Raw genomic sequence first — 26,894 nt, 5'->3', positions numbered from 1 at the left:
AGGTAAACATCCTCGCCCACGCGATCCTGGGCGGAGCCGTTGCGGCGATGCAGGGTAACAGTGTAGCCGCGGGGGCTGCTGGCGCGGGAGTAGGTGAGCTTGCTGCGCATGGGATAATGGCGACCCTGTACCCGGGCAAAGAAGCCAGTGACCTGGGAGAGGACGATCGGCAGCTTATCAGCACGCTGGCAACGATATCGGCGGGGATGGCCGGTGGGCTGGCGGGTAACGGCACCTCTTCCGCGGCTGCGGGCGCGCAGGCGGGGAGGAATGCGGTTGAGAATAATGCGCTGAGCTTTGGTTCTGGCATGGACAGCTACGTAAATGCGGCTGCCTCCTGGAATCAGTATGCAGCAGCCAATGGTCTGACATCGGAAGAAACTCAGGCGGGGCTGGATAAACTGGCGAAGGGCGATTTACCAGACGGTGCAAATATTACTAAGGCGATAGTGGATGGTTATCAGGACGGTGTGATGATTGCCGGAGCATGGTATCTGGGGCCTGCGGCGTCAGTGGGTAAAGTTGTGGCCGGGGGCGCGATCGCAGAGGGCGCTAACGGATATTTTCAGTGGGAAAATCTGAATAAACCCGGTAATGAAAATGAGAGTTGGAATTACCGGAGCAGCGCCGCCGCATTTGCTAGCGGCATGTTAGCACCTGGAAGATATATTCCGGCCAATATTGCAATTGGTATGGGAGGTGCATGGTTCTCAGATGGTTTAAATGGAGCATCACAGGCAGGAGCCGCTCTTGGAGGACTGGCCGGTGGTGCGTTTGGGACGTTTGCGCCAATGGGTGTGGGTAAAATTATTGGTAAAGATCTGCCAGGTTTTGCTTACGATATTGGAGGTGCATATATTTTTGAGTATGGAAATGATGCAACCAAAGATTTAATTAAGAAGTTTGGTGATAACTAGATGAACTCAATGAAAAAAATTAGATATTTTCTACTTTTTACATATTCAATGGTGCTTTTATCAGTATTAGCTATTGGTTATAGAATAGTTATTGCTCTCATTTCTCTATGGGCTACTGGTGATTTTGCTTATAGCTGGAGTGAGGTCCCACGCGGTTTAAGAATGGCAGCTATAGCATCATTTGCTATTACTGTTGCGGCGTTTATTTTTAACAAACTAGATGAACAAAAAGCCCGTAAAGACCCCCCGTCAGATCCCAAATCCTGAATGAAGAGCCTGGGCAGAGACGTTGCGGCGATGCATATTCCATTGTAGCAGCGGGTGCAGCTACAAGGGAACATGCTGCGAAAGCGATAGCCGGTATGCTTTACCAAGATGTGGAAGACCTGGCGAAGCTGAAGGAGGAGTAGAAGCAGAAGGTCAGCACGCTGGCAACGATATCGGCAGGGATGGCCGGAGGGCTGGCGGGTAACGGTACCTCTTCCGCGGCTGCGGGCGCGCAGGCGAGGAGGAATGCGGTTGAGAATAACTCGCTCTCAGGCGATTAGGCATGTGAAGCTGCGAAGCAGGCCACCGAATCACTGAAAAAACAGGTCAGGGATAAGCGGGATGAAGGAACAGCTACGTCCATCGCGAACTTTGAGTTTGTGAGTAATGTAGTACGATATATAACCAAAAAATATTTATAAGGCTGTTGAATATGAAAAAATCTATTTTTTTTATTATTGGGATAATTTTAGCTTCATTTTTACTTACTAGCTGTCATTCCGTTTATAAGTCGTTACGCATTGAGCCTTTCGATTTTTACAGTACTAATATTAGTTATATCGATCTTACACCAGAGTTGGCAGTAAAATATCCGAATCAACACAATACGTTGATTCGTATCGAGGACCCTCCTGAATATGCCAGGCTGGCTGCTGATTTAGGTAGTGGTATGGGATACCACGGTTATACCAATAAAGCATTGTTGCCAGCGTGGGATGATTTGTTCGAACGTTTTTTGGTCTGGCAATCTTCACCTGGTGATGTTGAAACGGTAAGTGATGCTGTGGAAACTAAAAAGTATGGTGGTTATCTCAGTAAAGATGTGAGATTTGTTAACGTAGAAGGGAAAAAATATTTAGTATTTATTATTTACCATTCTCTTTCACCAGATGTTCTTATGGCTTATGACGAGGAAAACATCAGGAAAATGAAGGCGTTGTATAAGAGTTTGAGTGCTACCCTCATGGAAAAATGACATAGCTTGCCGCGATAATAAATGCGGCAGCCAATGGTCTGACATCGGAAGAAACTCAGGCGGGCCTGGATAAACTGGCGAAGGGCGATTTACCAGACGGTGCAAATATCACTAAGGCGATAGTGGATGGTTATCAGGACGGTGTATTTATGGCTGGAGCCATTTATCTCGGACCGACAGTCGCAGTGGGTAAAGGTATTACCGGGGCGATTATTGGTGGTGGCGCGAATTCGGCTTTCCAGTACATGAGTATGTCGCCAGGCAGTGAGTTTAGTTACTACAGCGCAGCCGTCGCGGCGGGTGCTGGTTATCTGGCTCCGGGTTATAATATCAAAGGGAATACTCTTATTAATATGGGAGGCGCATTTATGACTGATGGGCCGAGCCTGACTGGTCAGGGTGGTGCTATTGCGGGGTCGATGGCTGGGGGGTACTTTGGAAAGTATGCGCCAGACCTGCTTGCTCCCTATGCGGGTAATTCTGCTGGTTTCATTGGAGAAATTGGTGGTTCATTTACCTTCGAGTATTTCAATAAGAAAATGAAAGATAGTATGGAAAAGGAATAATCAATGAAAAAGAAATCATCATTTTTTAACCTTATCCTAACTGTATTTTATTGCTGGGTATGTTTCTTTTCTTTAGGTCTTATTATTGACGTTGTTGTTATGCTGATAAATATGGACGGTTTTGATTTCGGCATGAAGGGATTTATCTATTTGGCCAAAATGAGTGGTGTGGCTGGTATTGCTGCAGGGCTTGGATCATGGGTATTATCTATAATAGATGAATATAACGCCCGTAAAAAACCACCAGTCGATCCCGATAAATGATCTTGCCTGAACTGAAGATCCCGGCCTCTGTGTTGGGATCTTCTTTTTACCCGTCAGCCCTTAGTAGCAAAGGTCAGCTCGTTCGCAACGATATCAGCGAGAATGTCCGGGGCTGGCGGGCAAAAATGCGTTAGAGAAAAGTTTCCCTGATGCTACTTCTACAGGCAAATTCGAAAAAACCATTGAGAAAAATAAGAACGGTAAAAGCCATTAGCCATTGTCAATAAGCTTATCAAGTTGGAAAATGTTGACGAACTTAGTGAAACGTTGGTTTCTAAATTACTAGCAGGCTAAGTATTGTTTAAGGCTATTGTTTTATTTTTTTATTAGGAAAGAATGTTTTTCTTCTTTGAAACTAGGTATTTATTCTGGCGCATTGTCCGAAATTTAAATGTCTCCAGTTCCATATAATCTTTTACACCCTATAATTACACCATGAGGAGGTTTCACCTAATACAACTCATCGACTAACACTAATTCGCAAAAAACTCACACTGTAACATCACAGCAATTAATGAATAGACGAATATTCGTCTAGTTAATGTTTAAAGGAATAATCTACATGATTAAAAGGATAGTAACAGGCTCTCTAAGCTTAACCATTTTACTTCTGGTCGGCTGTGCTACGGAATCTTCTCGCTCTGTTGACGTCGCTAAAGTTGAAACAGCGCAAACGGTCTGGCAGGGGCAGCGTAGCCTTATAGCGGTTGGGAAATTTGATAACCGTTCCAGCTATATGAATGGCATATTTTCAGATGGCGTGGATCGACTGGGTAATCAGTCAAAAACAATTTTGGTTACCCATCTCCAGCAAACAGGCCGCTTTAATGTTTTGGATCGATCCAATATGGATGAGATTAAGACTGAAGCGACTATCAGTGGTAAAGACCAGTCACTGAAAGGTGCGACCTATGTTATTACCGGCAATGTCACCGAATTTGGTCGTCAAGAAACCGGCGACAGAGCACTGTTTGGTATTTTAGACCGAGGAAAATCGCAGGTTGCCTATGCCAAAGTTGCCCTTGTCGTCGTCAATGTCAAAACGTCCGAAGTGGTGTTCACTACTCAAGGCGCCGGGGAATACACGCTGTCTAATCGCGAAATTCTTGGCTTCGGCGGTACCGCCAGCTACGACTCCACGTTAAACGGCAAAGTATTGGATCTGGCCATCCGGGAGTCCGTAAATAATCTGGTTGCTGCCATTGGAAATGGCACATGGAATCCAGGAAATACGCATTAAAAGGAATTAAAAATGAATAAGGTAATGCTTAGTATAGCGATATTAATACTGACCGGATGTGCTGCAAACGCGCCACAAAAAATGTATAGCTGGAATGGCTATCAGGATTCACTTTATGAATTCTATACCAATAAAACCAGCCCGCAGGAACAAATCGCGACGTTGCAGAAGTTGGTTGAACAGTCGAAGGCAAATAATAAGCCCGTTCCACCGGGAGTTCATGCTCAGCTGGGAATGCTTTACGGTAATACCGGAAATGCAGATTTGGCTATGGCGGAGTTTAATGCGGAAAAAAGTCAGTATCCGGAGTCTGAGTCTTATATCAACTTCCTGACGGCTAAGAAAATAAAAGGACAATAACATGAAAGGATTATTTTCTCTGGCTCTGGCGCTTTTAATTACGGGTTGTACTACCGCGAATAATAAATCAACGGACTATTCAGCGTTCCGGGAGAGCAAGCCGCGCAGCATTCTGGTGTTGCCACCTAAAAACCAGTCACCGGATGTCAATGCCAGCAACAGTTTGCTCAGCGTGGTTACGATGCCGCTGGCGGAGTCGGGGTACTATGTATTTCCGGTTGCGGTTGTCAGCGAAACATTCAAACAGAATGGCGTGACTAACCCGGATGATATCAGCGCCATCCCGCTTAAAAAATTGCACGAGACCTTTGGTGCAGATGCCGTGATGTATATCTCAATTAGCGATTACGGTACCTCTTATCAGGTTCTGAGTAGCGATACGCGCGTGACAGCAACTGCGCGTCTGGTGGATTCTCGTACGGGTAAAGCGTTATGGACCGGCGGGGCAACGGCATCGACCAATGAGGGTCAGAGTAATAATGGCGGAGGATTGATCGGCATTTTGCTGACGGCTGCGATCACGCAAATTGCACATTCAGCCACTGATAAAGCTCATGATATTGCAGAGGTGACTGGCGCACGAATGTTCAGCGCAGGCTTAAACGGGGGTCTGCTGTATGGCCCTCGTTCGCCAAATTACAATAAAACGCAGTTGTAAAATTCACTGAGTTTTACGATCGGGGTCGCCAGCGTTTTGGTGACCCTGTGAGTTTTGGTCCTGGCATGGACAGCAACGTAACACCAGCTGCCTCCTGGAAACAGGATATGTTGAACCAGCGACCAGGCGATTATGAGTCATAGAATACCTTTTTTCTCAAACTTTCTGATTTGTTCTGGTTTGTATTTAAAATTGCTTTAAATCATGGTGTTGTGGCTTTGTCATCGTTTTGATTTGTTCCTAAATGTTCACGGCAGTAATATCGTTACCTGACCCATTACCTGACCCAAAATTTGATTGGGTCAGGTAAGCGAAAATGAACAGGTGATGACGTGGCAACGCATTTAACGGATACGGCAATACGCGGGCTCAAGCCTAAAAGCACGTCCTACTATGAGTGGAGTAATAGCGGCCAACGCGGCGCAGGGCGGCTTGGCGTAAAAGTGCAACCTTCAGGCAGTAAGATTTTTTACTTTCGCTATTACGTTGATAAAGGCAAGAAAGAGAAGTTTATCCAGTTGGGTATCTGGTCTGAGATGAAACTGGTGACGGCCAATGAGCTGGCGAAAAAGTATGGTGCTTGGCTTATTGAGGGCAAAGATCCGCAGCAAGAGCTTGAGCAACAACGTCTGGCCGAGCAGCACATCATGCAACTTCACCGTTCTCAAGGATCGTTTGAAGAACTGGTGCATGGCTACGTTAACAAGATGAAGCTCGACAATAAGCGGACCTGGGCCGATGTACTGAAGCGTCTTGAAAAAGAGTGCTACACGGTTATCCCTCGAGAAACCAAAGCGAAGGATGTAACTCCTCTGCAGATCAAAACCATCCTCTCAGGCATTATCCAGCGTGATGCGGTGGTCCACGCAAACCGAATTCGTTCCTACCTGATGGCGGCATTTAACTACGGCCTGAAAGCCGATAACGATCCGATGAATACCAGCGTGGGTATCACGTTCGGTCTTGAAGTGAATCCGGTTTCAGCCATACCGAAGCAGTCTTCGGCGGAGAAAGTAGGTGATACATGGTTAACGCTTGAAGAGCTGCGCTTTGTCATGGAGCAGTTCGCACAGGCGACCAACGTTGGACCACTTATGCAACATCTGATTCGCTTCTGCGTATATGCTGGTGGGCAGCGTCCATTCGAAATGATTGCCAGCCAATGGAGTGCGATCGACTGGCAGCAGAAAACACTTCTGGTCATCGCAGATGTGTCGAAAAATAAGCGCGAACATTTGATCCCGCTGACTGAATCGGCATTACAGGAATTAGCCTCGGTGAAAGAGCTGACTAAGGAAAGCAACAGCCCCTATATTTTTCCTCTGTCGACCAACGGCGAGCGGCCGGTACGTACTGATAGTCTGGCGCGTTCCATCATGTATTTCCGCGCGTTCAACCCTGAGTTTAAGGTCTTCACCGCCCGCGATTTGCGCCGCACGTGTAAGACTCTGATGGGGGAAGCGGGAATTAGCAAAGAGATCCGCGACCGTATCCAGAATCACGCTTTGAACGATGTCAGCTCAAAACACTATGACCGTTATGATTATCTGTCTGAGAAACGCAGGGCGCTTGAGGTTTGGGAAGACCGGGTCAACAACTATCAACGACAGCAGGAACACAATGTAGTGAACTTGTTCGGACGGAGGTAATGCTTGTCAAAATATGAGCTTAATTCAGCAGAAGAACGTTATCAGCCCGGTTCAGGTGATTTAGTTCTAGCGAACAAGCTGGAGATTATCGATGCCGCTGAAATGGATGCGTTGGAGTCAGGGCTACTGCTCATGTTGTATGAGCAGCTATTCATCAGCCATCAGTTACCTGCAACGTTGAGTTTTGAGTATATACGCGAGTGGCACCGAAAATGGTTAGGTAATGTATACGACTGGGCCGGAAAGCTCCGTAACGCTAACCTTGCAAAAGATGGATTTCAGTTTGCTGCTGCGGACAGGATCCCGCTGCTGATCGCAGGCTTTGAAAAACAATACCTTTCCCGCTTCACGGAATTGAAAACATTGTCTCGCGCCGAGTTGGCTGGTTTTTAGCGGAATGCCACGTGGAATTTATTTTGATCCACCCCTTTCGGGAAGGTAACGGGCGTTTGTCGCGCTTACTTTTTGATGTACTGGCGGTTCAGGCGGGTGTTGGGGTACTGGATTACAGCTTATGGGATGAGCATAAAGCATTTTACTTCAAGGCGATTCAGGCTGGAGCATCGGGCAACTTTGCACCCATGATCCGGCTCGTTAACGATATTCTTCCTCATTAGCGAGCCAAACCAACAGCTTTAGCTTGTGCCTGAAAGCGCTTGAGCTGCTGCTCGATTTTCTCCACAGAAACGCCGGTTTCAATTGCTGTCGAGCTGGCAACGGTGCGGAAAAGCTGCGTCTTCGTGACGATTGGATGTGCCGTTTTCTTTGTCATGGGTAGCGTCTCATAGTTGATGCCTACATTCTAGTTCGACCTGATAATGCTCACAAGAGGGGCTCGATATTGTACCATTTACGCATAGTAGGTGCGTGGCGCGCGCGGCTAGTTGGAAATCGTTTAGCAACGAGCAGATTGATTTAAGGACGTTGAGGCATTTCCGCCCACGTTTGTTAACGCTGTGTCGATTTTGAAACAACTTTTCAAAGCACGAATAGCTAAAGGGTTTTGCTTTCTCAGGGTTCCGTACTTTTTTCTCAATGAGTATCTTTTTTCAGTTGCTGCTGGGCAAAAGCAGCCGTAAATTTGCGCAGCTTTGTTGTACGAAACCACTCTGCAAGGCAGATAAATGTCATTCTCCGCAGTGCCGGAGAATCTCCTAAAAAATGAGATAGCGATAAATGAAAAAAGTTATCCTGATTACCGTTCTGGCGGCTGCTGCATTCACTGGAGCGGCGAATGCTTGCCCTGCTGGCACCCATCCACATGGCGGAAAGGGCAGCCACCATGCTGGCGGCACCTGCTACTAAAAATAATTTCCTGATTAATTTTACTGCCAGCCTACGTTCTTGATTGGGCCTTTTATCGATGAATTCTCAATAGCAGAAATTCAATACCAAAAAGATTAAACCAGATAACAGACTCGTTATTCCATCATCCAGCTGAAATCGCAAAACTCAGATATTCGAGATAACACATGACTACAGCTAAAGCCGGAAAGCTGCTGGCAAAAGCCCTCAATAATACCTCGCTTGAGGAATCGTTAACGGCCTTTGGAATGGCTTTTACCTATGCCCAGCGCGGTGGCTTTGCGCTGTCGTCGTTGCATCGTATTGAGTTTGTGGAAAACGCGCAATGAAGGTATTAATCCCCCTCGCACTTGCCTGCGTGATGCTGGCTGGCTGTTCAACGAATGGCAATAACGTCTCCCGCGCCGAATCTATGAAAGTGACTACTGCCAACAATCAGAACCAGCATTGGGTTGAAGGCTTTCAGCAGGCCGTAAAAGGCGCGTTCTCTGGCATGTACAGCTTCAAAGGCAAGACGTGCTCCCTGCGCCTCAATCTTGACCGTAACGCTCGTTTCGTTAGCGCCTGGCCTGAATCCGGTGATAAAGATTTGTGCGAAGCTGCGATCACCGCGCTGGCATATACACAATATCCTGTTTTCGTTAACGACGAACAATACCGCCTTTTTCGAAGCGTGCCGATCGATATCAATCTTTAACCATTTTTAAGCGATGGGGCGCATCCCCAAATAGAGCCACGTATAGCGCGTCGTTAGTGATCTAGTTAAGTGGATGTGAACGAAATGACTTTAGAATATGGCGTTATATATAGCACTCCAGGCAGCGAAAAAAAGATAGCTTATCGCGTACTGGGTGAATTCTTTGCAGCTCATCCGGGCTTCCCAACAACTCGTGCTTTGCGCACCCAAACTGTTAAAGGGATGAGCGTCGGTGAAGCTTGTAACATCACCAAAACCCTCGACGATGGCAGTAAACATAATTTCCGTTTCATTGCGCGTGAAAGCACTTACGTCATTCCCGATAGCATGGCTATTGAGCGCATCGCGTTGATGATTGCTGGCAACCCCGAAAAACCCGCGTATGGTGCTTATTTCGCATTCCCTGGCGGAAATGAGGTTCGCTCGTACATGATCGCCAGAAAGAACCAAAAATCAGAGGGTGGAAAGAAAAAGATTAAGGTTGTCGATATTGCCCGTGAGCTGGTTATGGGTTGCCGCGAATTTGATTTGCCGCTTGTTGTCGATCGGCAGATAGAAGGACGCATTCAGCTCATTTTGCCTAAGAATGCAAAGGTGAATATTGTTTATCCTGGATTGGAAAACATGCTGTTTATTACGGCAAAAGGGCTGGCTAACAAGCCTGAATTTGCCCTCTATAACCGTAATTTTAACCAGCCAAACGGCGATATCCTTCGCACCTATTTAACTCGTCTCGTCGGCAGAAACTTCAAACATGAGCGCACCCGCATTGCGATGGCTTTGCTCTCTGGTCAGACGAAATTTAGTGTTCTGGCAACCTACATGGAAGGGCTGATGCCGGTTGTAAAAGCTGAGCCAAAAGCCGAAGTTGTAAAACCGATCATCGAAAAAGTTAAGCCTGAGCCGGAAAACATCACTCTTAAGCCCGAAATCGTTACGCCGGAGCAGGTTGTAGTTGAGCTCACAGAAGAAGAACTCCGTGCCAAAGAGCAGATGGCCAGAACGGAATGGTTAGCGCTTATCCGTAATTCCAATAGTCTGCACAACCGTAGCGCTGAAAATGAATCTTTACGCCCGGATGTTGAGGCGATGGAGCGTCGTAAACGCGTAGAAGCGATAAGTCAGCTTCCTGCCGTCATGATGCACATTCCTGCTGAGCTGATTGAGATTTTCAAAGACTTTTTGGACGAACGCCTGCGCCAGAATCCGCACATGCCAAAGCCACCTGTTGATGAGTTTTTGGCGATGCGCCAGGATGAGAAGGAAACGCGCCCGCAGGCCGCACAAACGCCATCAGAAACGACTATCCCAACAAAACCGACCGTAACTACCCCTAAGCTTTTACCGCTTCTTACAGCGGCTGATATCGAGCTGGTGGGCAAAAGCAAACAGATTACGACCACACAGCGCGACCCGCGTGTTCAAAAACAATTCAGAGCCTTTGTTTTGCATAATTTTGGCGACCGTTGCGCCATAACCGACAAAAAGCTGAATGGGCATCTTCATGCTGCGCATATTGAGGACGCTATTCATGGTTGCTACAACGCCAGTAATGGGATCCTGATGTCGCCAACGTTCCATACGTTGTTTGACCGTAAGCAGATGGGCATCAATCCCGAAACTATGACAGTGCACTTTGCGCCGGGCATTGAGTGGGAAGAATACGAAGGGAAGGTGATCACGCCGCTGGTGTGGGAGCTGGATAAAGAGCGCCTGGCGGTTCGCTGGCAGGAATTCATTAATATTTTGGAGTGTAACCATGCACCTGATCCCCTGGCGCGTCATTTTCTTTTTTGTTTTGCCTGCTGTTCTAATCCTTTGGAAGGTGCTGCCGTGGGCGCACGGTAAAGGGTGGGGCTTCATCACAAAAAGCGGCATTAGCACAGTGATCATGGGTTGCTGCTTCACGGCTGCGCCTTTCAGCCTGGTAGCTATGGATAAGCTGGCTATCTGGTTGCTTTCAGATAGCACAGAGTCAGGCGATGCGCAGAAGGTTGCATATATGCAGCGGCTTATCCCCCGTGATACCGACTACGCGATGAGCCTGAACTATGCCTATATGTGGCAAATGGCACTGCTGGTTGGCGTGGTGCTTGTGCTGGTCTACATGGCACACCTGGCGCTAAAAAAACGTGGCAAGTCCTGGACGAATCTCTGAGAGGCAGTGAAATATGAAAGATCTGATGTATAGCGAGCTCGTGGAGACACTCAGAAGCAGTAACGAACCGGTGATTGTCGTTATTGATGAGCTTTATCAGAACAAAAAGAAGGTTGCCGCAAGCCTTGCCGCTGATGCTGGTATCTCACCTGTATTCCCTCGCCTACAATTCAGTCCGTCGTCTGAAAAGCTGGAAATGCGCCGTGAAAGTTTACGCCGTATGGGCGGAAAGCCTGTCATGTTTATCAATGATTACCCGCTTGCTTGCCACTGGGAACCTGGGTTTAAGGGATACCGTTTAGTGGACGCAGAGCAATTAGCCATCTTTGCCCGGATTGAAAAAGAGAACGAATGGATCCGAAGCGCTCCGACGAAAGAAGAACAGCGCGAACGAGCTGATCAGGCTATGGAAAAGGCCACAAGTAGTTTCAACAATACGACGTCCGGCATGCTAAAAGAGAGTCAGGCTATCAGCGCAGAACTGGATGAAAAAGCCGCCAGAATCATCGCTGAGCACGACGAGGAAGGGTTTAAAGCTCTCCAGGAAGAATACAGCAAAGAAAGTATCTTCAAACGCCTGCAGCGGCGCATGTTTGGGAAATAAAAGGGATATCGAAATGGAGATAGCAGCAATGAAACAGAACCAGGAGCATTTAGATTTGATCCGTGCCAGCATCAAACACCACGTTGACGCTGGGCATGATTTCTCTATCGCGCAATCTGCTACCAATGTGCTGTTGCGCCTGCATACCCAGGACGGCACACGGGAAAGCTCGCTGTACTCTGGCTCCGGCATCGCAGAAATGTACGCGTTTGCGTGCGATCAGCGCGATACCTACCGGGCAGAGAAGCAAGCCCGCGATTTCCCGACCGTTGAGCTGGTATTACCGAAAGAACACATGATGGCGCTGGCGCAGCTCGTTAAGCGGATCCCCTTCTCAGATGTGCGTAATAGCGCAGTCGATGATCGTGAATGTTATTTGATGATGGATGCGCTGGAGCTGCTGCGTAAAGCCCTGCTGATGTTGGCTACGCGCCGCGCTGAGGAACCTCGATGAAACGTTTACTCATTGCCACCGCGCTGGTGGCCGTTCTCACCCCGGCAGCGCACGCGGCCACCTTGGGCGAACACAAAGACTGTTCTAAGCCAATCAACGCGCAGGCGCTCACTGAGCTGGCGCAATACCCGGAATACAAGGCCGACCCGAAAACGTACAGCGCCGCGCTGGTGGCATTTTGCGAGCAGGGTAAGACATTTGACACGCTGGGTTACGCCGCGCTCCAGGGCAAGGCGAATACGCTCTCTCAAGGCTGGTCTGACAGCCATTTCAAAGGCGATTCTCGCGGCTCCCGATTCGCGGGAATGATGAGTTATAGCCTGTACTGGGCGGTAATGAACGGCTACACCGGCATGGATGAGCCAAAGCCCACACCGAAGCCTAAGCCAACAAACACCACACCGGCAATATCGATGCCGGAATGCGAAGGCATTGCCCGCACGCTGACTGAGAACGCGATCCCCCGTGGCGTAACCGTCACCCTCCAGGAATTCAACAAAACAGCAGGCGAGCTCTATATGACCTGTGCTATCGGCGGTAATGATGGCCACCAGCGTAAAAAGGCCGCACCAGACTGGATTCAGTATAACGGCGGGGCATATCTGGACGCATATCAGCAGGGCTATGCGATCGGAGAACAGCGTTGAGCACAAAATGAGTTATAACCCTCAAACTGATGCGATGAACCCGCGTCAGCTCTACAAACATCTTATCTGGTGGGCACAAGTTCATCCTGTTGCATCAAATTGCTACGGCGAAGACCATCACATAATCCAGCGAGCTATTTTCCGCCATCATAACCGGCTTTATCTGGAGGCTTTAACTGTTCGCCTGACTGCCTGGCACCATTATACCGCTCATCGTCTCTATGCTCGCTGGAAAGAGACAGCACCCGCCTGGCAGGCTGTCTATGCCATGATGTTGGATAAACGCGGTAAAAAGGGGAGTGGTCGGCAGGATATAACTGATGGCGTAACATCAGAAATGTATAACCATGCCAAAGAGCAAGCCATGATGCTGCGAAGTATTGATCCCACATGGATAGAGCGTAATCAGGCTGGTTTGGTGAAGCGGCAGGCTAATGGCCATGCAGATAAGCTGACGGCAGCTCAAGCACTCCGCTGGCAGCGTGAAGGTGAACGCGAGCGCATGGGTGAAACACTACAGTCTTCAATGACTGCCGCAGTATTAGCCCGGCGCGAAGCTACGATGCGTGATAAATATCATTCTGATCCGGAATGGGCGGCGAGTCGTATGGCGAAAGTGAATGAGGCCTGGGGCAGGCCGCTAATCACTATCCGGCTCAGTGACGGGTATCAACAATACTGGCCTTTAGTGGCTGATGCTAACCGCGCTTTAGGCGTATCAAATGGCAAGTTCTCAATGGTGGCCAATGGTAAAAGGCGCTCTGCTGGTGGGTATGGTGCACGTTATGCCACGCCAGAAGAAATTGCTGCAGGGAAAACGCTGGTGGTCGTCGAAGTTCGAAAAGTAAAAACAAAGAGTAGACCGGTGATCCGGATAGATCCTGATGGTACGGAAATCCTGTTTGATACCGTACCAATTGCGGCAGCGGCAACACCAGGCGCATCTGCTTCTAAAATTTGCCTTGTCTGCAAAGGTAAACGGGAAACCAATGCCGGTTATCGCTGGCGATATAGCGAATTACAGTAGTTAAGGTGCTGACTAATACAATCGCCCAGATCATTCGTAAAAAAACGTATCCGGTCGCGTTTTTCACATCCGGTGAAACGTGATCACTACAGTTAAAGCCAGTCACAGCAAGGGCTGGCAGGTGGGGATCATTTTTTGTATTGGTTTTTTCAGTGGGTTTTGATGATCATTTTGGAAAATGATCCGCTTGTTCTCGCTCAGTAATTTACTTTCAACTATATGATTTATTGGAATTAAACATCGTTACGACCAGACGTGACAGTGAGCGTTTATCCACTTTGATCTGCAGTAATTCGTAATCATTTTGCATTTTCAACCAGTGCTCGGGCGTTCCGCCTAATACATAGCTGAGCCGAACGGCGGTTTCTGGCGTGATCCGCGAGCTGCCGTACACCAGATAATGGCAGGCCGAAAGACTCATGTTCATCGCTCTGGCGAAAGTGGTCAGCGTTATTTCATTCAGGGCAAGAATCCCTCTGATTCTTTCTGCAGGGACAGGGCTTTGCAAATTTTCGCAGCCTTGCATCCATCGAGAGCAGGAGCGTAGTGCTCTGCGCTTAGCCTGGCGGGCCCGTTCGTAGGCATAATCAGTTGGCATGACGATGGCTCCATTTACAAGCGTGTTCTGGTGCCCAGCCTGGTCATCAGAAATGGGGTTTTGAGCCATTCTAACCTGTAATCGAGGAGTATAGGCCGTGGGTAATACGCTCATTCTGGCCACCGTTCATTTCTTTGTCCTGTATCGTTTGCGATAGTCTTCGTAGCGGGTATTATTTTGCGCACTGCATTCCAAAATTGAATTTTGCCTGAGCATTTTGCTCGATGGCTGCAATCTCTTCCGAGGGCTTCATGACTAACACTAACTTTTCTCAAACGGCTGCGTTTATCTGGTCGGTGGCTGATTTGCTGCGCGGTGATTTTAAACAGTCTCAGTACGGGCGCGTGATCCTTCCCTTTACGCTGCTGCGCCGTCTTGAATGTGTATTGGCAGAGACTAAAGACGCGGTTGTGGCGAAATATGATGAATTAAAAACCAGCACACTGCCGGAAGATGCCAAAGAGAAGTTTCTGCTGCGCGCCAGCGGGCTCTCCTTCTTCAATACCTCGAAGATGGATCTGGGCAAGATGGGGCAGAACGACATCAAAGCCAACCTGGAAAGCTACGTACAGGCGTTCTCCCCGGACGCACGTGAAATCTTCGAACACTTCAAATTCAGCGAGTTTGTCGGACTGCTGGAAGACGCCAATCTGCTGTTCAAAGTGGTGAAGAAATTCGCTACCACCGATCTCAGCCCGAAAGCAATTTCCAACTATGAAATGGGCCTGGTGTTTGAAGAACTTATCCGTCGTTTTGCGGAAAGCTCCAACGAGACCGCCGGTGAGCACTTTACCCCACGCGATATCGTGCGTCTGACCACCTCGCTGGTGTTTATGGAAGATGATGAAGCCCTGACGCAGCCCGGTATCATCCGCACCATTTACGACCCGACGGCCGGAACCGGCGGTTTCCTCTCTGCTGGCATGGAATATGTGCACGAGCTGAACCCTAAAGCCGTCATGCGTGCTTTTGGCCAGGAACTGAACCCGGAATCCTACGCTATCTGTAAAGCCGACATGCTGATCAAAGGTCAGGACGTCAGCCGCATTAAGCTGGGTAACACCCTCTCTAACGACCAGCTGCCGCTGGACCAGTTCGACTACATGCTCTCTAACCCACCGTTTGGCGTGGACTGGAAAAAGATTGAGGGCGAGATTAACGACGAACATATGCAGAAAGGCTTTAACGGTCGATTCGGCCCGGGCCTGCCGCGTGTATCCGATGGCTCGCTGCTGTTCCTGATGCACCTGATCAGCAAAATGCGCGACAGCCACAATATGGATGGCTCCGTGAGCAACGGCGGGCGTATCGGGATTATCCTTAACGGTTCACCACTGTTTACCGGCGGGGCGGGCAGTGGTGAGAGCGAAATCCGTCGCTACATTCTGGAAGCCGATTTGCTGGAAGGCATTGTCGCGCTGCCAACGGATATGTTTTACAACACCGGCATTGCCACCTATGTCTGGATCCTCTCCAACAAAAAAGCGCCTGGGCGTAAAGGTAAAGTACAGCTGATTGATGGCACCAACCTGTGCGGCAAAATGCGTAAATCGCTGGGTTCCAAGCGTAACCTGATGGGTGATGACGATATCAAATTGATTACGCAGACCTTCGGTGATTTTAAGGTGGTGGATGCCACAACCCTGGAAGAACTGGGTCTGGAAAAAGCCGCCGAGCAAAAGTCTAACCGTGGCCGCCAACCTGCCACCGCCAAAACCGAAGCGCCGAAAACCTTTGCCAGCAAAATCTTTAACAGCACCGACTTTGGCTATCGCCGCCTGACCATTGAGCGTCCGCTGCGGTTATCTGCTCAGGTGACAGATGAAGCCATTGCGACTCTGCGCTTTGCGCCGAAGCCGTTTAGCGCGCCGATGGAGCGTTTGTATGAAGAGTTCGCACCCCAGTGGCAGGACGAAACCTATGGTGATTTCGCCGAACTGGAAGCAGAAGCACGCGCCATCATCAAAGCCGAATTTGCAGAGCTGAAAGAGAAACAGATTAAAGACCTGCTCGACAGCAAACTGTGGCTGGCACATCGCGGATTGATGGAAAAGGCACAGCAGATTCAGACAGCGTTGGGTGCGCAGGCGGGTGGTATAACGCTGGTGAGCAATGACTTCAATCAGTTCCAGTCGACCCTGAAAGGGGCTATCAAAACGGCTGGCGTGAAGCTGGATGCGAAAGAGAATAAGCAGTTTATCGACGCTATCACCACCAAAAAACCGGATGCCGAGCCGGTTGTGAAAAAAGTGCTGAAAGAAGCGGCTCAGCCGCTGTACGGTGCGTTTGAATATAAAGGCAAAGTGGTTGAGTTTGAACAAGACGGTGAGTTACGCGATAACGAGAACGTGCCGTTGAACACGGCATTGTCCACCAGTGACCTGATTGAAAACTATTTCGAGTCTGAAGTTCTGCCGCACGTGAATGACGCTTGGATCAACGCAGATAAGCGCGATGCCAAAGATAACGAAGTGGGGATTGTCGGTTACGAGATTCCGTTTAACCGCCATTTCTACGTCTATCAGCCGCCGCGCCCGCTGGAGGAAATTGATGCCGATCTGGATGCGGTCAGCGCCGAGATTATGAAGCTGCTGCAGGAGGTACATTCCTGATGGCTAAGTATAAGGCGTATCCGGAATATAAGGATTCTGGGGTTGAGTGGTTGGGGATGGTACCCTCTCACTGGAATATTAAACGGCTTGGTCAATTTTTTGAGGAAAGAAGAGATAAAGTTAGTGATAAAGACTATCCTCCTTTATCTGTAACTATGCAGGGTATTGTCCCCCAAATTGATACTGCAGCTAAAACAGATGCAGGGGATAATCGTAAGCTGGTTTTGAAAAATGATTTTGTTATTAATAGCCGTTCGGATAGGAAGGGCTCTTCGGGAGTGTCTCAACTTATTGGGTCTGTTTCATTAATTAGCATTGTAATGGAGCCTAAAAGAATAAACCCTAAATTTGCACACCATTTACTCCGCAGTTATCCGTTCCAGGAAGAGTTTTACCGCTATGGTAAAGGCATTGTTGCAGACCTTTGGAGCACAAACTCTTCTGAAATGAAGAATATCCTTATCCCTGAATTGGCAGATGATGAGAGTAATGCAATTGCATGTTTCCTTGATCACGAAACCGCAAAAATCGATAACCTGATCGAGAAGCAACAGCAACTGATTGAACTTCTGAAAGAAAAGTGTCAGGCAGTGATTAGCCATGCCGTCACCAAAGGGCTAAATCCTAATGTGCCGATGAAAGATTCTGGTGTTGAATGGTTGGGGGAAGTGCCAGAGCATTGGGGAATAACTAAGCTAAAGTGGGTCGGTCGAACTACTAGTGGTGGAACACCAATGACTTCTAAATTTGAAATTTATTATGAAGATGGTCATATTCCATGGATTAGAACTACAGATTTAAATAATGGTGAGCTTTTCGACACACCAATTAGGATTACATCAAAAGCAGTAAATGATACTGCATGTTCGATTCTGCCGGTGGGAAGTGTGCTGCTAGGTATGTATGGAGGTGCGGGTTCTATAGGCAAGCATGCTATCCTACGCTTTGAATCTACAATAAATCAAGCCGTATGTGGTGTTTTACCGTGTGGAAGAATATTGCCAGATTTTTTACATAAATATTATGAATTTTATCGGCCTTTTTGGATGATAGATGCGGCTGGTACAAGAAAAGACCCTAATATAGGCCAGGATAATATTAAGGAGGGGATTCTTTTAATACCTCCTTTCGAAGAACAAGTCGAAATCAATAATCATATTGATAATATGCGTAATATTTATGAGTGTATAATTGGAAATGCTCTTGAAGGGATGGATTTACTTCAAGAACGCCGAACCGCCCTTATCTCCGCCGCCGTCACCGGAAAAATCGACGTCCGTGATTGGGTTGCCCCGGACACACAGGATGTTGAGGAGCCACAGGAGGCCACCGCATGAGCATGGACAGCACCAAAGAGCTGATTTTCCAGGATGAAATGATCGCTCAGATGGAAGATCGAGGTTGGATTCGTGGAAAAACCGACGGCTACGATCGCGAACGTGCACTGTACTCGCAGGATACACTGGCCTTTGTGCAGACCACGCAGCCGCAGGAATGGGAGAAGTTTGCCAAAATTTATCCTTCGGATACCGAACGTCATTTTCTTGATGTGCTGGTGGCGCAGCTGAAAAAAGCGGATATCAACGCCACCGATATGCTTTCGCGCACCTACGGCACGCTCGGCGTGTTGCGTCATGGCATCAAAAGCCATAATGCGCGTTTTTCCCTGTGCCAATTTAGGCCGGAACATAACCTCAATCCGGAAACTCTGACGCGCTACAAACAGAATATCTGTCGCATTGTGCCGGAGCTGATTTACAGCCCGCATGCGTCAAACGCCGCGTTTGAAGAAACCGGCGTTAAGGCAAAGAAATGGCGCATCGACCTGGTGTTGTTCGTCAATGGCCTGCCGATAGCAACGCTCGAACTAAAGTCTGAATTTAAGCAGACGGTGCAAAACGCCATTATGCAATATAAGAAAACGCGTTTGCCGAAGGACCCTAGCACCAATAAACCCGAGCCGCTACTGACTTTTAAACGCGGCGCGCTGGTGCACTTTGCCGTCAGCCAGTACGAAGTGTTTATGGCGACCAAACTTGAGGGCGATAAAACCTTCTTCCTGCCGTTTAACAAAGGCACCCATGACGGCGGTGCGGGAAACGATATACCGGAAGATGCCAACGACTACGCCACCAGCTACCTGTGGAATGAGGTGCTACTGCCGGACAATCTGCTGAAAATTCTCGCCAGTTTTGTGCATCTGCAAATCGTAGAAAAAGAAAACGCCATTGGCCTGAAGTACAAAAGCGAGAGCCTGATTTTCCCACGCTATCACCAGTGGGACGTGGTGAACAAACTGATCACTGCCGCCACAGTGGAAGGCACCGGCAATAAATACCTGATTCAGCACAGCGCCGGGTCAGGCAAATCGAACTCTATCGCCTGGACGGCCCACCAGCTTTCCCGCCTGTACGATGAGAATGGCGAGAAGCAGTTCCACTCGGTGATTGTGGTGACGGACCGCACCGTGCTTGACGATCAGCTGCAGGACACTATCTATCAGTTTGAACATCAGGATGGCGTGGTCGGGCGGATCAACAACAAAGAAGGCGACGGCTCTAAATCAGACAAGCTTGCGTTCGCGCTGGAAAACTCGCAGCCGATTATTATCGTCACCATTCAGACCTTCCCGTTTGTCCTGAAGGCGATTGAAAACAGCATCAGCCTCAAACAGCGCAAATACGCGGTGATTGCCGATGAAGCGCACTCCTCGCAGAGCGGCTCTACGGCGCGACAGCTGAAAGAAGTGCTGATGACCGAAGAGGCGGATGACGATGTGGAGATGTCTTCAGAAGACATTCTGGATGCCACTGTCGCCGCGCGTAAAGGCAGCAACAACCTCAACTATTACGCCTTTACCGCCACACCGAAAGCCAAAACGCTGGAGCTGTTTGGCCGTCGTCCTAATCCACTGGAACCGGCTTCAAAAACTAATAAGCCAGAAGCGTTCCATGTTTACTCCATGCGCCAGGCCATCGAAGAAGGTTTTATTCTCGATGTGCTGAAGAACTACACCAACTACAAGGTGGCATACAAGCTGCTGCAAAAGCTGGACGATCCTGACCGGGAAGTGGACAGCAAGAAAGCGAAGATCAAACTGAACCAGTGGGTCTCGCTGCACGATCATAACGTGTCGCAGAAGGTGAAGGTGATTGTTGAGCACTTCCGCAAGCATGTAATGCACTTGCTGGCCGGCCAGGCGAAAGCGATGGTGGTGACCAGTTCGCGTAAGGCGGCGGTGCGCTACAAGCTGGCGTTCGATAAATACATCGCAGAGCAAAAGTACGACAAGATCAGCGCAATGGTGGCGTTCTCCGGGGAAGTGGAATTCCATGAAGATGACCACAACAGCCTTGCGCTGCTTAATCAGAAGTTCACCGAAATCAATATGAACCCAGGCCTTAAAGGCCGGGATATGCGTAAAGCGTTTGATACCGACGACTACCAGGTGATGCTGGTGGCCAACAAATTTCAGACCGGTTTTGACCAGCCTAAACTGTGCGCCATGTATGTGGATAAAAAGCTGGGCGGCGTGGAGTGCGTACAGACGTTGTCTCGCCTGAACCGTACCTATCCTGGAAAGGCGCAGTCTGGTACCTTTGTGCTCGATTTCTGGAACGAGCCCGACGAGATTTTGGGCGCTTTCCAGCCGTACTACCAGACCGCAGAATTGACGGATGTCAGCGACCCGCAACAGGTCTTTGAACTGTTTGAAAAGCTGCGTACCAGCGGCATTTTCCTGTGGAACGAAGTGGAGCAGTTCTGCGAAGCGTTCTTCAGCAAAAACAAATCCAACGCGGCCATTAGTAATATCTGCAAACCTGCGGTGCAACGCTGGAAACAACGCTATACCTCGGCGATTGACGAGTATGTAAAGGCCAAAGCGATCTTCGAACGCACCAAGAAGACCGGCGATGTTGTGCTAATCACCAATGCGGAAAACAGCTTCAAAGAGTGCGAGAAAGAAAAAAGTAAGCTGGATATCTTCAAGAAAGACCTCGGCAGCTTTGTCCGCTTTTACGAGTTTATGTCGCAAATCGTCGATTACGATGACAAGAACCTGGAAAAGCTAAGCCTGTTTGCCCGCCATCTGCGTCCGTTGCTGCATGAGCAGCGTATCGAAGAAGATGAGATTGATTTAAGCAACGTGGAGATGAGCCATTATCGCCTGTCGAAGCTTCACGAACAGCACCTAAAGCTGCAGGAAGATGCGGCAGAATACAAAATCACACCGGGGAATGATGTCGGTACGGCGAAGCCGAAGGACAAGAAAGAAGAGTTTCTGTCGAATATCCTGGCGCGCCTGAACGAGCTGTTCGTCACCGATAATCTGACCGATAAAGACATGATCAATTATGCCTTCGCGGTGCGCGACAAGCTGTCAGAAAACCAGGCGGTGATGACGCAGATTGCCAACAACACGCGTGAGCAGGCGATGCTGGGCGATTTCCCGAAAGCCATTGATGATGCTGTGATGGACAGCAACGACGCCCAGCAGGAGATGATGGTGCAATACCTCTCTAACCCTGAACTGGCGAAGGGTTTTGCCCGCGTGGTGTTTGATATGTTGAAAGGGGCTTAACGCTTTTTCATCAAGGAGTGGTGTAGGAAATGCTGAATTCTCTGGAGATTTACCAGGCGTTGAATGAATTGGGTTACCGGCTTGAGGCTGGAAAATTCGAGCCAAGTTATGCATCCGAGCATGCGCTCGGGAATGGAAAGTATCTGTACGTCAAACGCAGTCCGGACGGCGTTGTTAGCAAAAGCCCATTGGTTCTTGCTCCAGAAACTCTTGCCGTAAAGGCGGACATTGATCGTATTGCGGGTATCCACTGCCTTTGGGAAAAAGTAAAAAACACCAGTTACCGCCATTACCCGAAAGATAATGGTACGTCCCAATATGGTTTTGCGGCAGATGTTGAATCTATTGAAGGGTTACAGGCGCTGGTGGCTTTGCTGGGTGGCCAACCCTCTTCAGGCACCCAACCCGGAATAAAAAGAGACAACCAAAACAAGGAACAATCTCCAATGTACCCCTTAAACCAGATTCTCTTTGGGCCACCAGGCACGGGTAAAACCTACAGCACCACCGAAATGGCGGTCAAAATTGCCGATAATGCGTGGTACCAACAGACCACGCGGGAACATCATGGTAATGACTTACGGGAGTTGGTAAAAGAACGCTATAAGGCGTTGGTAGAAAAGCAGCGCATTATGTTTACCACCTTCCACCAGAGCTTCTCCTATGAAGATTTTATCGAAGGGATTCGCGCGACGACTGATGAAAAATCGGGCATGCTTCGCTACGAAGTTGTGGATGGTATTTTTAAACAGCTGTGCCTGAATGCCAGGGTTAAGGTTCAGGGGAGTGCAACACAATCTATCTCACTCAACGGTCGGCGGATCTGGAAGATGTCTTTGGGTAATACCATGGGCGGAGAAGAGGATGTGTATGAGGATTGCCTGGCAAATAATTATGTCCTGCTAGGTTGGGGAGAAGATATCGATTTTAGTAACTGCTCTACCTATGAGTCAGTTAAAGCCCGGATTGCATCTGAAAAACAGTCATTGGAAGGCACCAGTAACTACATGGCAGTTGCCGTAAATACCTTCAAAAATATTATTAAGAATGGCGATATAGTCGTCGTTTCTGATGGAAATCACAAGTTCCGTGCTATCGCCGAAATTACGGGTGAGTACAGCTATTTACCCAATGATGAGCGCGAATATTACCATCAGATGCGCTCTGTGAAATGGCTAAGAACATACACCCCAAGCCTTCCTAAAGAGCAAATTTTCATCAAGTCGTTATCTCAGATGACCCTTTATGAACTGCAGGATACGACGATTGATCGTGAAAAATTGACCCAGTTGTTGGCTCCAGTGGAGAATGTCGATAGTCAGGATCTCCCACATGTACTGTTAATAGACGAAATCAATCGCGGGAATATTGCGCGTATATTTGGTGAGCTAATTACGCTTCTTGAGGCAGACAAACGTCAAGGGGCTGATGATGAACGGTCGCTGATGCTCCCTTATTCGAAACAAACATTCTCAGTACCGCAAAATGTTTATGTGATTGGGACGATGAATACTGCTGATAAATCGCTCATTCAGATGGACCTGGCATTAAGACGCCGCTTTAGCTTTACAGAAATGCCTGCCCGACCGGAGTTGTTAGCTGGGATCACTGCGTTTGGCGTTGATGCTGCACAGTTGCTAACGCGCATTAATCAGCGTATCGAAGCGCTGCTGGATAGTGAGCATATGATTGGTCATGCTTACTTTATGCCACTAAAGAAATTAGAAAATAATGCCGACCGTGAAGCCTGTCTTGCCAGCATCTTCCAGGACAAAATCATTCCATTGCTAAGAGAGTATTTCTTTGATGATTATGAGCGTATCGGTTGGGTGCTTAATGACTCGGTGAAAGCGAAAGAAAACCGTTTTATTCTATTGCAGCAGTCAGCACAACTACCGGCATTTTCTGCACTATTCCCGAAAGCTATTGCGGATAGTTTGTCTGACAGGCGTTTTCGCATCAATGAATGTGCTTTCGCGTCGGCAGAAGCTTATCAGGGTATTGTCGCATGATGATCCAGGTCCGGGAATATGCTCTGCTGACTTGTGATAGTTCTCAACCGGCCAGTATGGATTTGGGAATTGTCTCTGAGGCAACCTTTTCCTGGCTTGAGCAATTGCAACAAACGTGGAGTGGTACCTCTCAAATTCTAAGCCAGGAAGGGAAGCAGTTTTTGCGTTTGGGAAGCTATGTCGGTTTTCTACAATCTCCGAATGGCGAGTCAATTGAAATTCTGCCAAAAACAACAATTGAAGCGCCAACTGAGGCAGTTCCCCTGCGTCAGCTTTTACGCCGAATGCTAAGTGCCTCTTTAGGTATTACACCCCGTGAGGCGAACCAGGCGGCATTGCAGCGGAGTGACCAGCCTCTGCATGAATGGATAATCAGTGAGTTTTTGCGGCATCTTGCTGACTTAGTGCGTAAAGGGCTGCGTTTCGATTATCAGCTTATCGAGGACGAACATAGCGCGTTCATCCGTGGTCAATTGAATGTCACTGCGCAAATGAGAATGCCTCCAGGCAGAGGTACTCATTTTCATGTGCGTTATGCCGAGTTTTCGCCGCAGCGCATCGAAAACCGTCTTCTACGGACGGCTTTGGATTGGGCACTTAAAATGACCAGGCACGGGCAGAGCTGGAGGCAGGCAAATTCACTTAGCCACCAACTGGATGGCATCGAGCCTATTTGTGGCAGTACAACACAACCCTTGAGGCAATGGAGTGACGGCAAATATCTCTTCGGCTATCGAGCCATAAAGCCGTGGTGCCAACTCATTCTTGAGCAGATGAATCCAGATTTTGAACATGGATCCCATCAGGGGATTTCTCTGTTGTTCCCTATGGAGAGGTTATATGAAAGCTGGGTAGGATGCGGTCTGGCCGGTGCGTTGCATCACGATTACAAACTTATAGAACAGACTAAGAGCCAGTACTTGTTAGAGCATGTGCCAGTTGGCGAAAATTCATCTCAACGATGGTTCATGCTTAAACCAGACTTTCTTATCACCGGCGGGCAGACCGTGGTTCTGGATGCTAAATGGAAGCTTCTGGATAGCAGAGCTGCCGATAGTCTGAGAAAGTATGAAATTAGCCAGACAGACCTGTATCAGATGTTCGCCTATGGGCAAAAGTATCTCCATGGGAAAGGCGATATGATGCTGATTTATCCGTGTCATCAGTACTTTGCTACGCCATTGCCGGTGTTCCGTTTTGACGAAGATTTATCTTTATGGTGTGTGCCCTTTGACCTTGAATCTGGTGAGTTGGTAAAAGGCGAGTGGCAGGATTCGTTCCGTTGCTTCCCTGGTGATGACCCGACAACCACTTATGACGAACAACAAAATAGCCACGCATTTTTTGAGTGTTAGAAAGATGAGGGAGAAGTAATCATGGCTTATAAGGATTTCTATCATTTACTGTTGGAGTCATTTTCCCAACCTGTTGAGCTGTTCACCGGGTCAAGGAATGTTCCTTTTACTCTCTATGCTGAGGAACAAAAGCTGTTTGTTCGAAACGGAAAAGATAATACCAGCCGTATCGATCCCAAAGAAGTTGCGGCGTTTGTTGAACGGTTTGAAGAAAGTGAAAGTTTGTTAGCTAAAGACTATCAGGACGTGACTTTCAAAGCCTCCTATTTGCTAGCTGCGATGAAATATATTACTGAGCAGCATGCATCCGTTGTACGATTTCACAGCGAGGAGCTTTATAACAGCGAAGCGAAATATAAAGACTGGCTGAATGCAAATCCTGGAGGCTATGTTTTAAATTTACTTAAAAGAAGTGAAGTAAGCAGTGAGCTGGATCCTACAAGTACAACCTGCCTACATTCCGCTGGTTGTACTTCGGTGAATAATGAACGCAGTTACTCTCACTCTGAGCCGTTCACGGGTAATGATTACTTTAAGATTTGCTCAACAAATCTTTGTGAGCTTGAACAAGAAGCTATCAGAATAACAAAGCTTAGCATCGTGAAAAGGCATTTTTGTATAAACAGTAAAGTGCGTTAATTCCACTTTAGCGCATTTTTTTGCTACTCACTTTGAACCTAACAGCACACTCAACGGTTGTGTGGGTTGCTGGCAATTGACAGCGATACAACGATGACCATAGCGCCTGGTTTTGATGTTGAAGCGCTTTTTAGTGATGTTTTTCGCCAGATAGCTGAGCCGATAAATAATCAGTCCGAGTAAATGGTTATCGCCACGTTTCCAGAAGTAATAACTGTTAGATGGCAGGCTGAAAGTGCCTCCACAGGAGGTCTGCCAGCATTCTTCTATCAATGGAATGAGTTTCGCCGGATACTGTATCTTCTGCCCGTTAGCCATTAATACACAGTGATAATGTTGTTTCGGGCAGCGACCATGCTCGCGGACCCACATCAGATGAAACCAGGTGCCTGCATACTGTTTATTCAGTTTCTTTTTCAGTTCCTGGCTGAGTTGGCTGATGACCTGATTGGACTCACTATATTCTTTGACATGCAAGTCGAAACGCACAACCAGCACTTTAGTCGATTGGCTGAATATCTCAGTAAGGCAGCCCATCATCGCACGCATGATTTTAGGCTCAGGATATACCGCACGCTGAGGCCATTCATATACGGGTAAGGCATAACCTTGATAGATAAAGGCACCAAGTTTTTTTCTTGATATCTGAAACGGATTCATGGGTGTGCTGGTGGACATATATTATAAATAATCCTGAGTCTGTTTTGGCAGTATTGCCATGAGCCACGCATCTCTGATGGCTTGTTATTTTGAAAAATTGTGTCGTGTTGGTTCATGCTTGCGATAAGTGAAACTCGCAGGCTCCGGGAGCCTGCTGATTTTCGTTACATCCTTTAGCGTTTAACTATTTCTGGTGGCCAGCCCACAATGCACTGACCAAATTTATGGGGGGGGGAAATCGCCATTACGTATCCAGCGGTTAAGTGTCGGTAAGCTGATGCGAAGAAAAAGGCACACTTCAACTTTGTTAAGGTAACGGCGAAAGGAAACAGGAGCCAGATTATTGCTAGAGAAAATATCCATATCTGACCCCTTAACGCTGGTGGCTCCAGATTAACAAATCAGAAAGCAGCCAGGCGCAACTGTGAGTGCCCAGTTTTTTGCGCGGGGGAAATTTGCCCTGATTTTCTAGCTCCCATGCACGTGAACGAGAGATGCTAGTAATAGATTTGCGCTCATCCTCACGTACTAATCTGTCGACAGTCAGACCATAGATTTTGAGAATGCTAAGGCGTTGTTCTGGTGAAACTTCAAACATTGATAATGCCTCTCTTGGTTTTAATGGACAGGAGGCATTCTGGTTTGTA

General features: G+C 48.1%; 28 protein-coding genes and 2 pseudogenes. 25 read left to right on the top strand and 5 right to left on the bottom strand.

Annotated elements, in window-relative coordinates:
* The 11 genes and pseudogenes from ACSVHP_RS17550 to ACSVHP_RS17500 form a co-directional block, all read left to right on the top strand.
* A partial coding sequence (locus ACSVHP_RS17550) for a VENN motif pre-toxin domain-containing protein (protein ID WP_447552580.1) occupies positions 1-917 on the top strand: 917 nt, incomplete at its 5' end.
* 9 nt (positions 918-926) lie between these two features.
* A complete protein-coding gene (locus ACSVHP_RS17545; RefSeq protein WP_447552579.1) occupies positions 927-1,184 on the top strand; it encodes a hypothetical protein in 258 nt (85 codons plus the stop codon).
* Between the two features lie 44 nt (positions 1,185-1,228).
* Positions 1,229-1,456 (top strand): annotated as a pseudogene (locus tag ACSVHP_RS17540) (VENN motif pre-toxin domain-containing protein); the annotation flags it as partial.
* A gap of 161 nt (positions 1,457-1,617) precedes the next feature.
* A complete protein-coding gene (locus tag ACSVHP_RS17535; protein ID WP_447552578.1) occupies positions 1,618-2,160 on the top strand; it encodes a hypothetical protein in 543 nt (180 codons plus the stop codon).
* Between the two features lie 149 nt (positions 2,161-2,309).
* Positions 2,310-2,726, top strand: a complete 417-nt coding sequence (locus ACSVHP_RS17530; protein WP_447552577.1) for a hypothetical protein — start codon at positions 2,310-2,312, stop codon at positions 2,724-2,726.
* A 3-nt stretch (positions 2,727-2,729) separates the two neighbouring features.
* On the top strand, positions 2,730-2,990 hold the full coding sequence (locus tag ACSVHP_RS17525; RefSeq protein ID WP_447552576.1) for a hypothetical protein: 261 nt from the start codon (positions 2,730-2,732) through the stop codon (positions 2,988-2,990).
* A gap of 562 nt (positions 2,991-3,552) precedes the next feature.
* The gene (locus tag ACSVHP_RS17520; protein ID WP_447552575.1) at positions 3,553-4,230 is read left to right on the top strand and encodes a CsgG/HfaB family protein; all 678 of its coding nucleotides are present in this window, start codon (positions 3,553-3,555) and stop codon (positions 4,228-4,230) included.
* 12 nt (positions 4,231-4,242) lie between these two features.
* Positions 4,243-4,590, top strand: coding sequence for a DUF4810 domain-containing protein (locus ACSVHP_RS17515; RefSeq protein WP_417313163.1), 348 nt, complete (start codon positions 4,243-4,245; stop codon positions 4,588-4,590).
* A 1-nt stretch (position 4,591) separates the two neighbouring features.
* A complete protein-coding gene (locus tag ACSVHP_RS17510) occupies positions 4,592-5,248 on the top strand; it encodes a DUF799 domain-containing protein (protein WP_447552574.1) in 657 nt (218 codons plus the stop codon).
* A gap of 332 nt (positions 5,249-5,580) precedes the next feature.
* Positions 5,581-6,897 (top strand): tyrosine-type recombinase/integrase, encoded by a 1,317-nt coding sequence (locus tag ACSVHP_RS17505; RefSeq protein ID WP_447552573.1) that lies wholly within the window; start codon positions 5,581-5,583, stop codon positions 6,895-6,897.
* 3 nt (positions 6,898-6,900) lie between these two features.
* A pseudogene (locus ACSVHP_RS17500) lies at positions 6,901-7,514 on the top strand (Fic/DOC family protein).
* Here the strand turns inward: ACSVHP_RS17500 and ACSVHP_RS17495 are convergent.
* A complete protein-coding gene (locus ACSVHP_RS17495; protein WP_447552572.1) occupies positions 7,511-7,669 on the bottom strand; it encodes a hypothetical protein in 159 nt (52 codons plus the stop codon). The pseudogene ACSVHP_RS17500 and the gene ACSVHP_RS17495 sit on opposite strands and share 4 nt — an antisense overlap.
* A 260-nt stretch (positions 7,670-7,929) precedes the next feature.
* Positions 7,930-8,181: a hypothetical protein gene (locus ACSVHP_RS17490; protein WP_447552571.1), complete on the bottom strand. Its 252-nt coding sequence runs from the start codon at positions 8,179-8,181 to the stop codon at positions 7,930-7,932.
* 188 nt (positions 8,182-8,369) lie between these two features.
* On the opposite strand from ACSVHP_RS17490, the gene ACSVHP_RS17485 reads away from it, so the two are divergent.
* The 8 genes from ACSVHP_RS17485 to ACSVHP_RS17450 all read left to right on the top strand — a co-directional run bounded on the left by ACSVHP_RS17485 (position 8,370) and on the right by ACSVHP_RS17450 (position 13,789).
* Entirely contained in the window at positions 8,370-8,531 is a 162-nt protein-coding gene (locus tag ACSVHP_RS17485) for a hypothetical protein (protein WP_447552570.1), read from the top strand.
* The gene (locus tag ACSVHP_RS17480) at positions 8,528-8,899 is read left to right on the top strand and encodes a cell envelope integrity protein TolA (protein ID WP_447552569.1); all 372 of its coding nucleotides are present in this window, start codon (positions 8,528-8,530) and stop codon (positions 8,897-8,899) included. The genes ACSVHP_RS17485 and ACSVHP_RS17480 overlap by 4 nt, the downstream gene beginning before the upstream one ends.
* 84 nt (positions 8,900-8,983) lie before the next feature.
* Positions 8,984-10,747, top strand: a complete 1,764-nt coding sequence (locus tag ACSVHP_RS17475; RefSeq protein WP_447552568.1) for an HNH endonuclease — start codon at positions 8,984-8,986, stop codon at positions 10,745-10,747.
* 85 nt (positions 10,748-10,832) lie between these two features.
* A complete protein-coding gene (locus ACSVHP_RS17470) occupies positions 10,833-11,057 on the top strand; it encodes a hypothetical protein (protein WP_447552567.1) in 225 nt (74 codons plus the stop codon).
* Between the two features lie 13 nt (positions 11,058-11,070).
* A complete protein-coding gene (locus ACSVHP_RS17465) occupies positions 11,071-11,661 on the top strand; it encodes a hypothetical protein (RefSeq protein WP_063943538.1) in 591 nt (196 codons plus the stop codon).
* Between the two features lie 28 nt (positions 11,662-11,689).
* On the top strand, positions 11,690-12,115 hold the full coding sequence (locus ACSVHP_RS17460) for a DUF7706 family protein (protein WP_447552566.1): 426 nt from the start codon (positions 11,690-11,692) through the stop codon (positions 12,113-12,115).
* Positions 12,112-12,762, top strand: coding sequence for a hypothetical protein (locus ACSVHP_RS17455; RefSeq protein WP_447552565.1), 651 nt, complete (start codon positions 12,112-12,114; stop codon positions 12,760-12,762). The genes ACSVHP_RS17460 and ACSVHP_RS17455 overlap by 4 nt, the downstream gene beginning before the upstream one ends.
* Positions 12,763-12,769: 7 nt before the next feature.
* Positions 12,770-13,789, top strand: a complete 1,020-nt coding sequence (locus ACSVHP_RS17450) for a hypothetical protein (protein WP_447552564.1) — start codon at positions 12,770-12,772, stop codon at positions 13,787-13,789.
* 211 nt (positions 13,790-14,000) lie between these two features.
* On the opposite strand, the gene ACSVHP_RS17445 is transcribed toward ACSVHP_RS17450, so the two are convergent.
* On the bottom strand, positions 14,001-14,501 hold the full coding sequence (locus tag ACSVHP_RS17445; protein WP_447552563.1) for a HigA family addiction module antitoxin: 501 nt from the start codon (positions 14,499-14,501) through the stop codon (positions 14,001-14,003).
* Between the two features lie 137 nt (positions 14,502-14,638).
* Here ACSVHP_RS17445 and ACSVHP_RS17440 point away from each other — a divergent pair, with 137 nt between their 5' ends.
* The 6 genes from ACSVHP_RS17440 to ACSVHP_RS17415 are packed head-to-tail and all read left to right on the top strand — an operon-like array spanning position 14,639 to position 25,587.
* A complete protein-coding gene (locus ACSVHP_RS17440; protein WP_447552562.1) occupies positions 14,639-16,999 on the top strand; it encodes a type I restriction-modification system subunit M in 2,361 nt (786 codons plus the stop codon).
* Positions 16,999-18,336 carry a restriction endonuclease subunit S gene (locus ACSVHP_RS17435; RefSeq protein WP_447552561.1) on the top strand — a complete coding sequence of 446 codons (1,338 nt, stop codon included), beginning with the start codon at positions 16,999-17,001 and terminating at the stop codon, positions 18,334-18,336. Before ACSVHP_RS17440 ends, ACSVHP_RS17435 begins: the two co-directional genes overlap by 1 nt.
* Positions 18,333-21,581, top strand: a complete 3,249-nt coding sequence (locus ACSVHP_RS17430; protein WP_447552560.1) for a type I restriction endonuclease subunit R — start codon at positions 18,333-18,335, stop codon at positions 21,579-21,581. Before ACSVHP_RS17435 ends, ACSVHP_RS17430 begins: the two co-directional genes overlap by 4 nt.
* A gap of 29 nt (positions 21,582-21,610) precedes the next feature.
* Positions 21,611-23,593 carry an AAA family ATPase gene (locus tag ACSVHP_RS17425; protein WP_447552559.1) on the top strand — a complete coding sequence of 661 codons (1,983 nt, stop codon included), beginning with the start codon at positions 21,611-21,613 and terminating at the stop codon, positions 23,591-23,593.
* Entirely contained in the window at positions 23,590-24,948 is a 1,359-nt protein-coding gene (locus tag ACSVHP_RS17420; protein ID WP_447552558.1) for an McrC family protein, read from the top strand. Before ACSVHP_RS17425 ends, ACSVHP_RS17420 begins: the two co-directional genes overlap by 4 nt.
* A 21-nt stretch (positions 24,949-24,969) precedes the next feature.
* Positions 24,970-25,587 (top strand): hypothetical protein, encoded by a 618-nt coding sequence (locus tag ACSVHP_RS17415; protein ID WP_447552557.1) that lies wholly within the window; start codon positions 24,970-24,972, stop codon positions 25,585-25,587.
* A 27-nt stretch (positions 25,588-25,614) separates the two neighbouring features.
* Here the strand turns inward: ACSVHP_RS17415 and ACSVHP_RS17410 are convergent, their stop codons facing one another.
* Both ACSVHP_RS17410 and ACSVHP_RS17405 read right to left on the bottom strand, forming a co-directional pair.
* Complete coding sequence (locus ACSVHP_RS17410) at positions 25,615-26,265, bottom strand: YagK/YfjJ domain-containing protein (protein ID WP_447552556.1); 651 nt, start codon at positions 26,263-26,265, stop codon at positions 25,615-25,617.
* A gap of 355 nt (positions 26,266-26,620) precedes the next feature.
* Positions 26,621-26,845: a helix-turn-helix transcriptional regulator gene (locus ACSVHP_RS17405; RefSeq protein ID WP_447552555.1), complete on the bottom strand. Its 225-nt coding sequence runs from the start codon at positions 26,843-26,845 to the stop codon at positions 26,621-26,623.
* Positions 26,846-26,894: the final 49 nt, after the last annotated feature.

This window comes from Enterobacter sp. 186315 (assembly GCF_053290175.1).
This window is presented reverse-complemented; position numbering and strand designations above follow the sequence as displayed.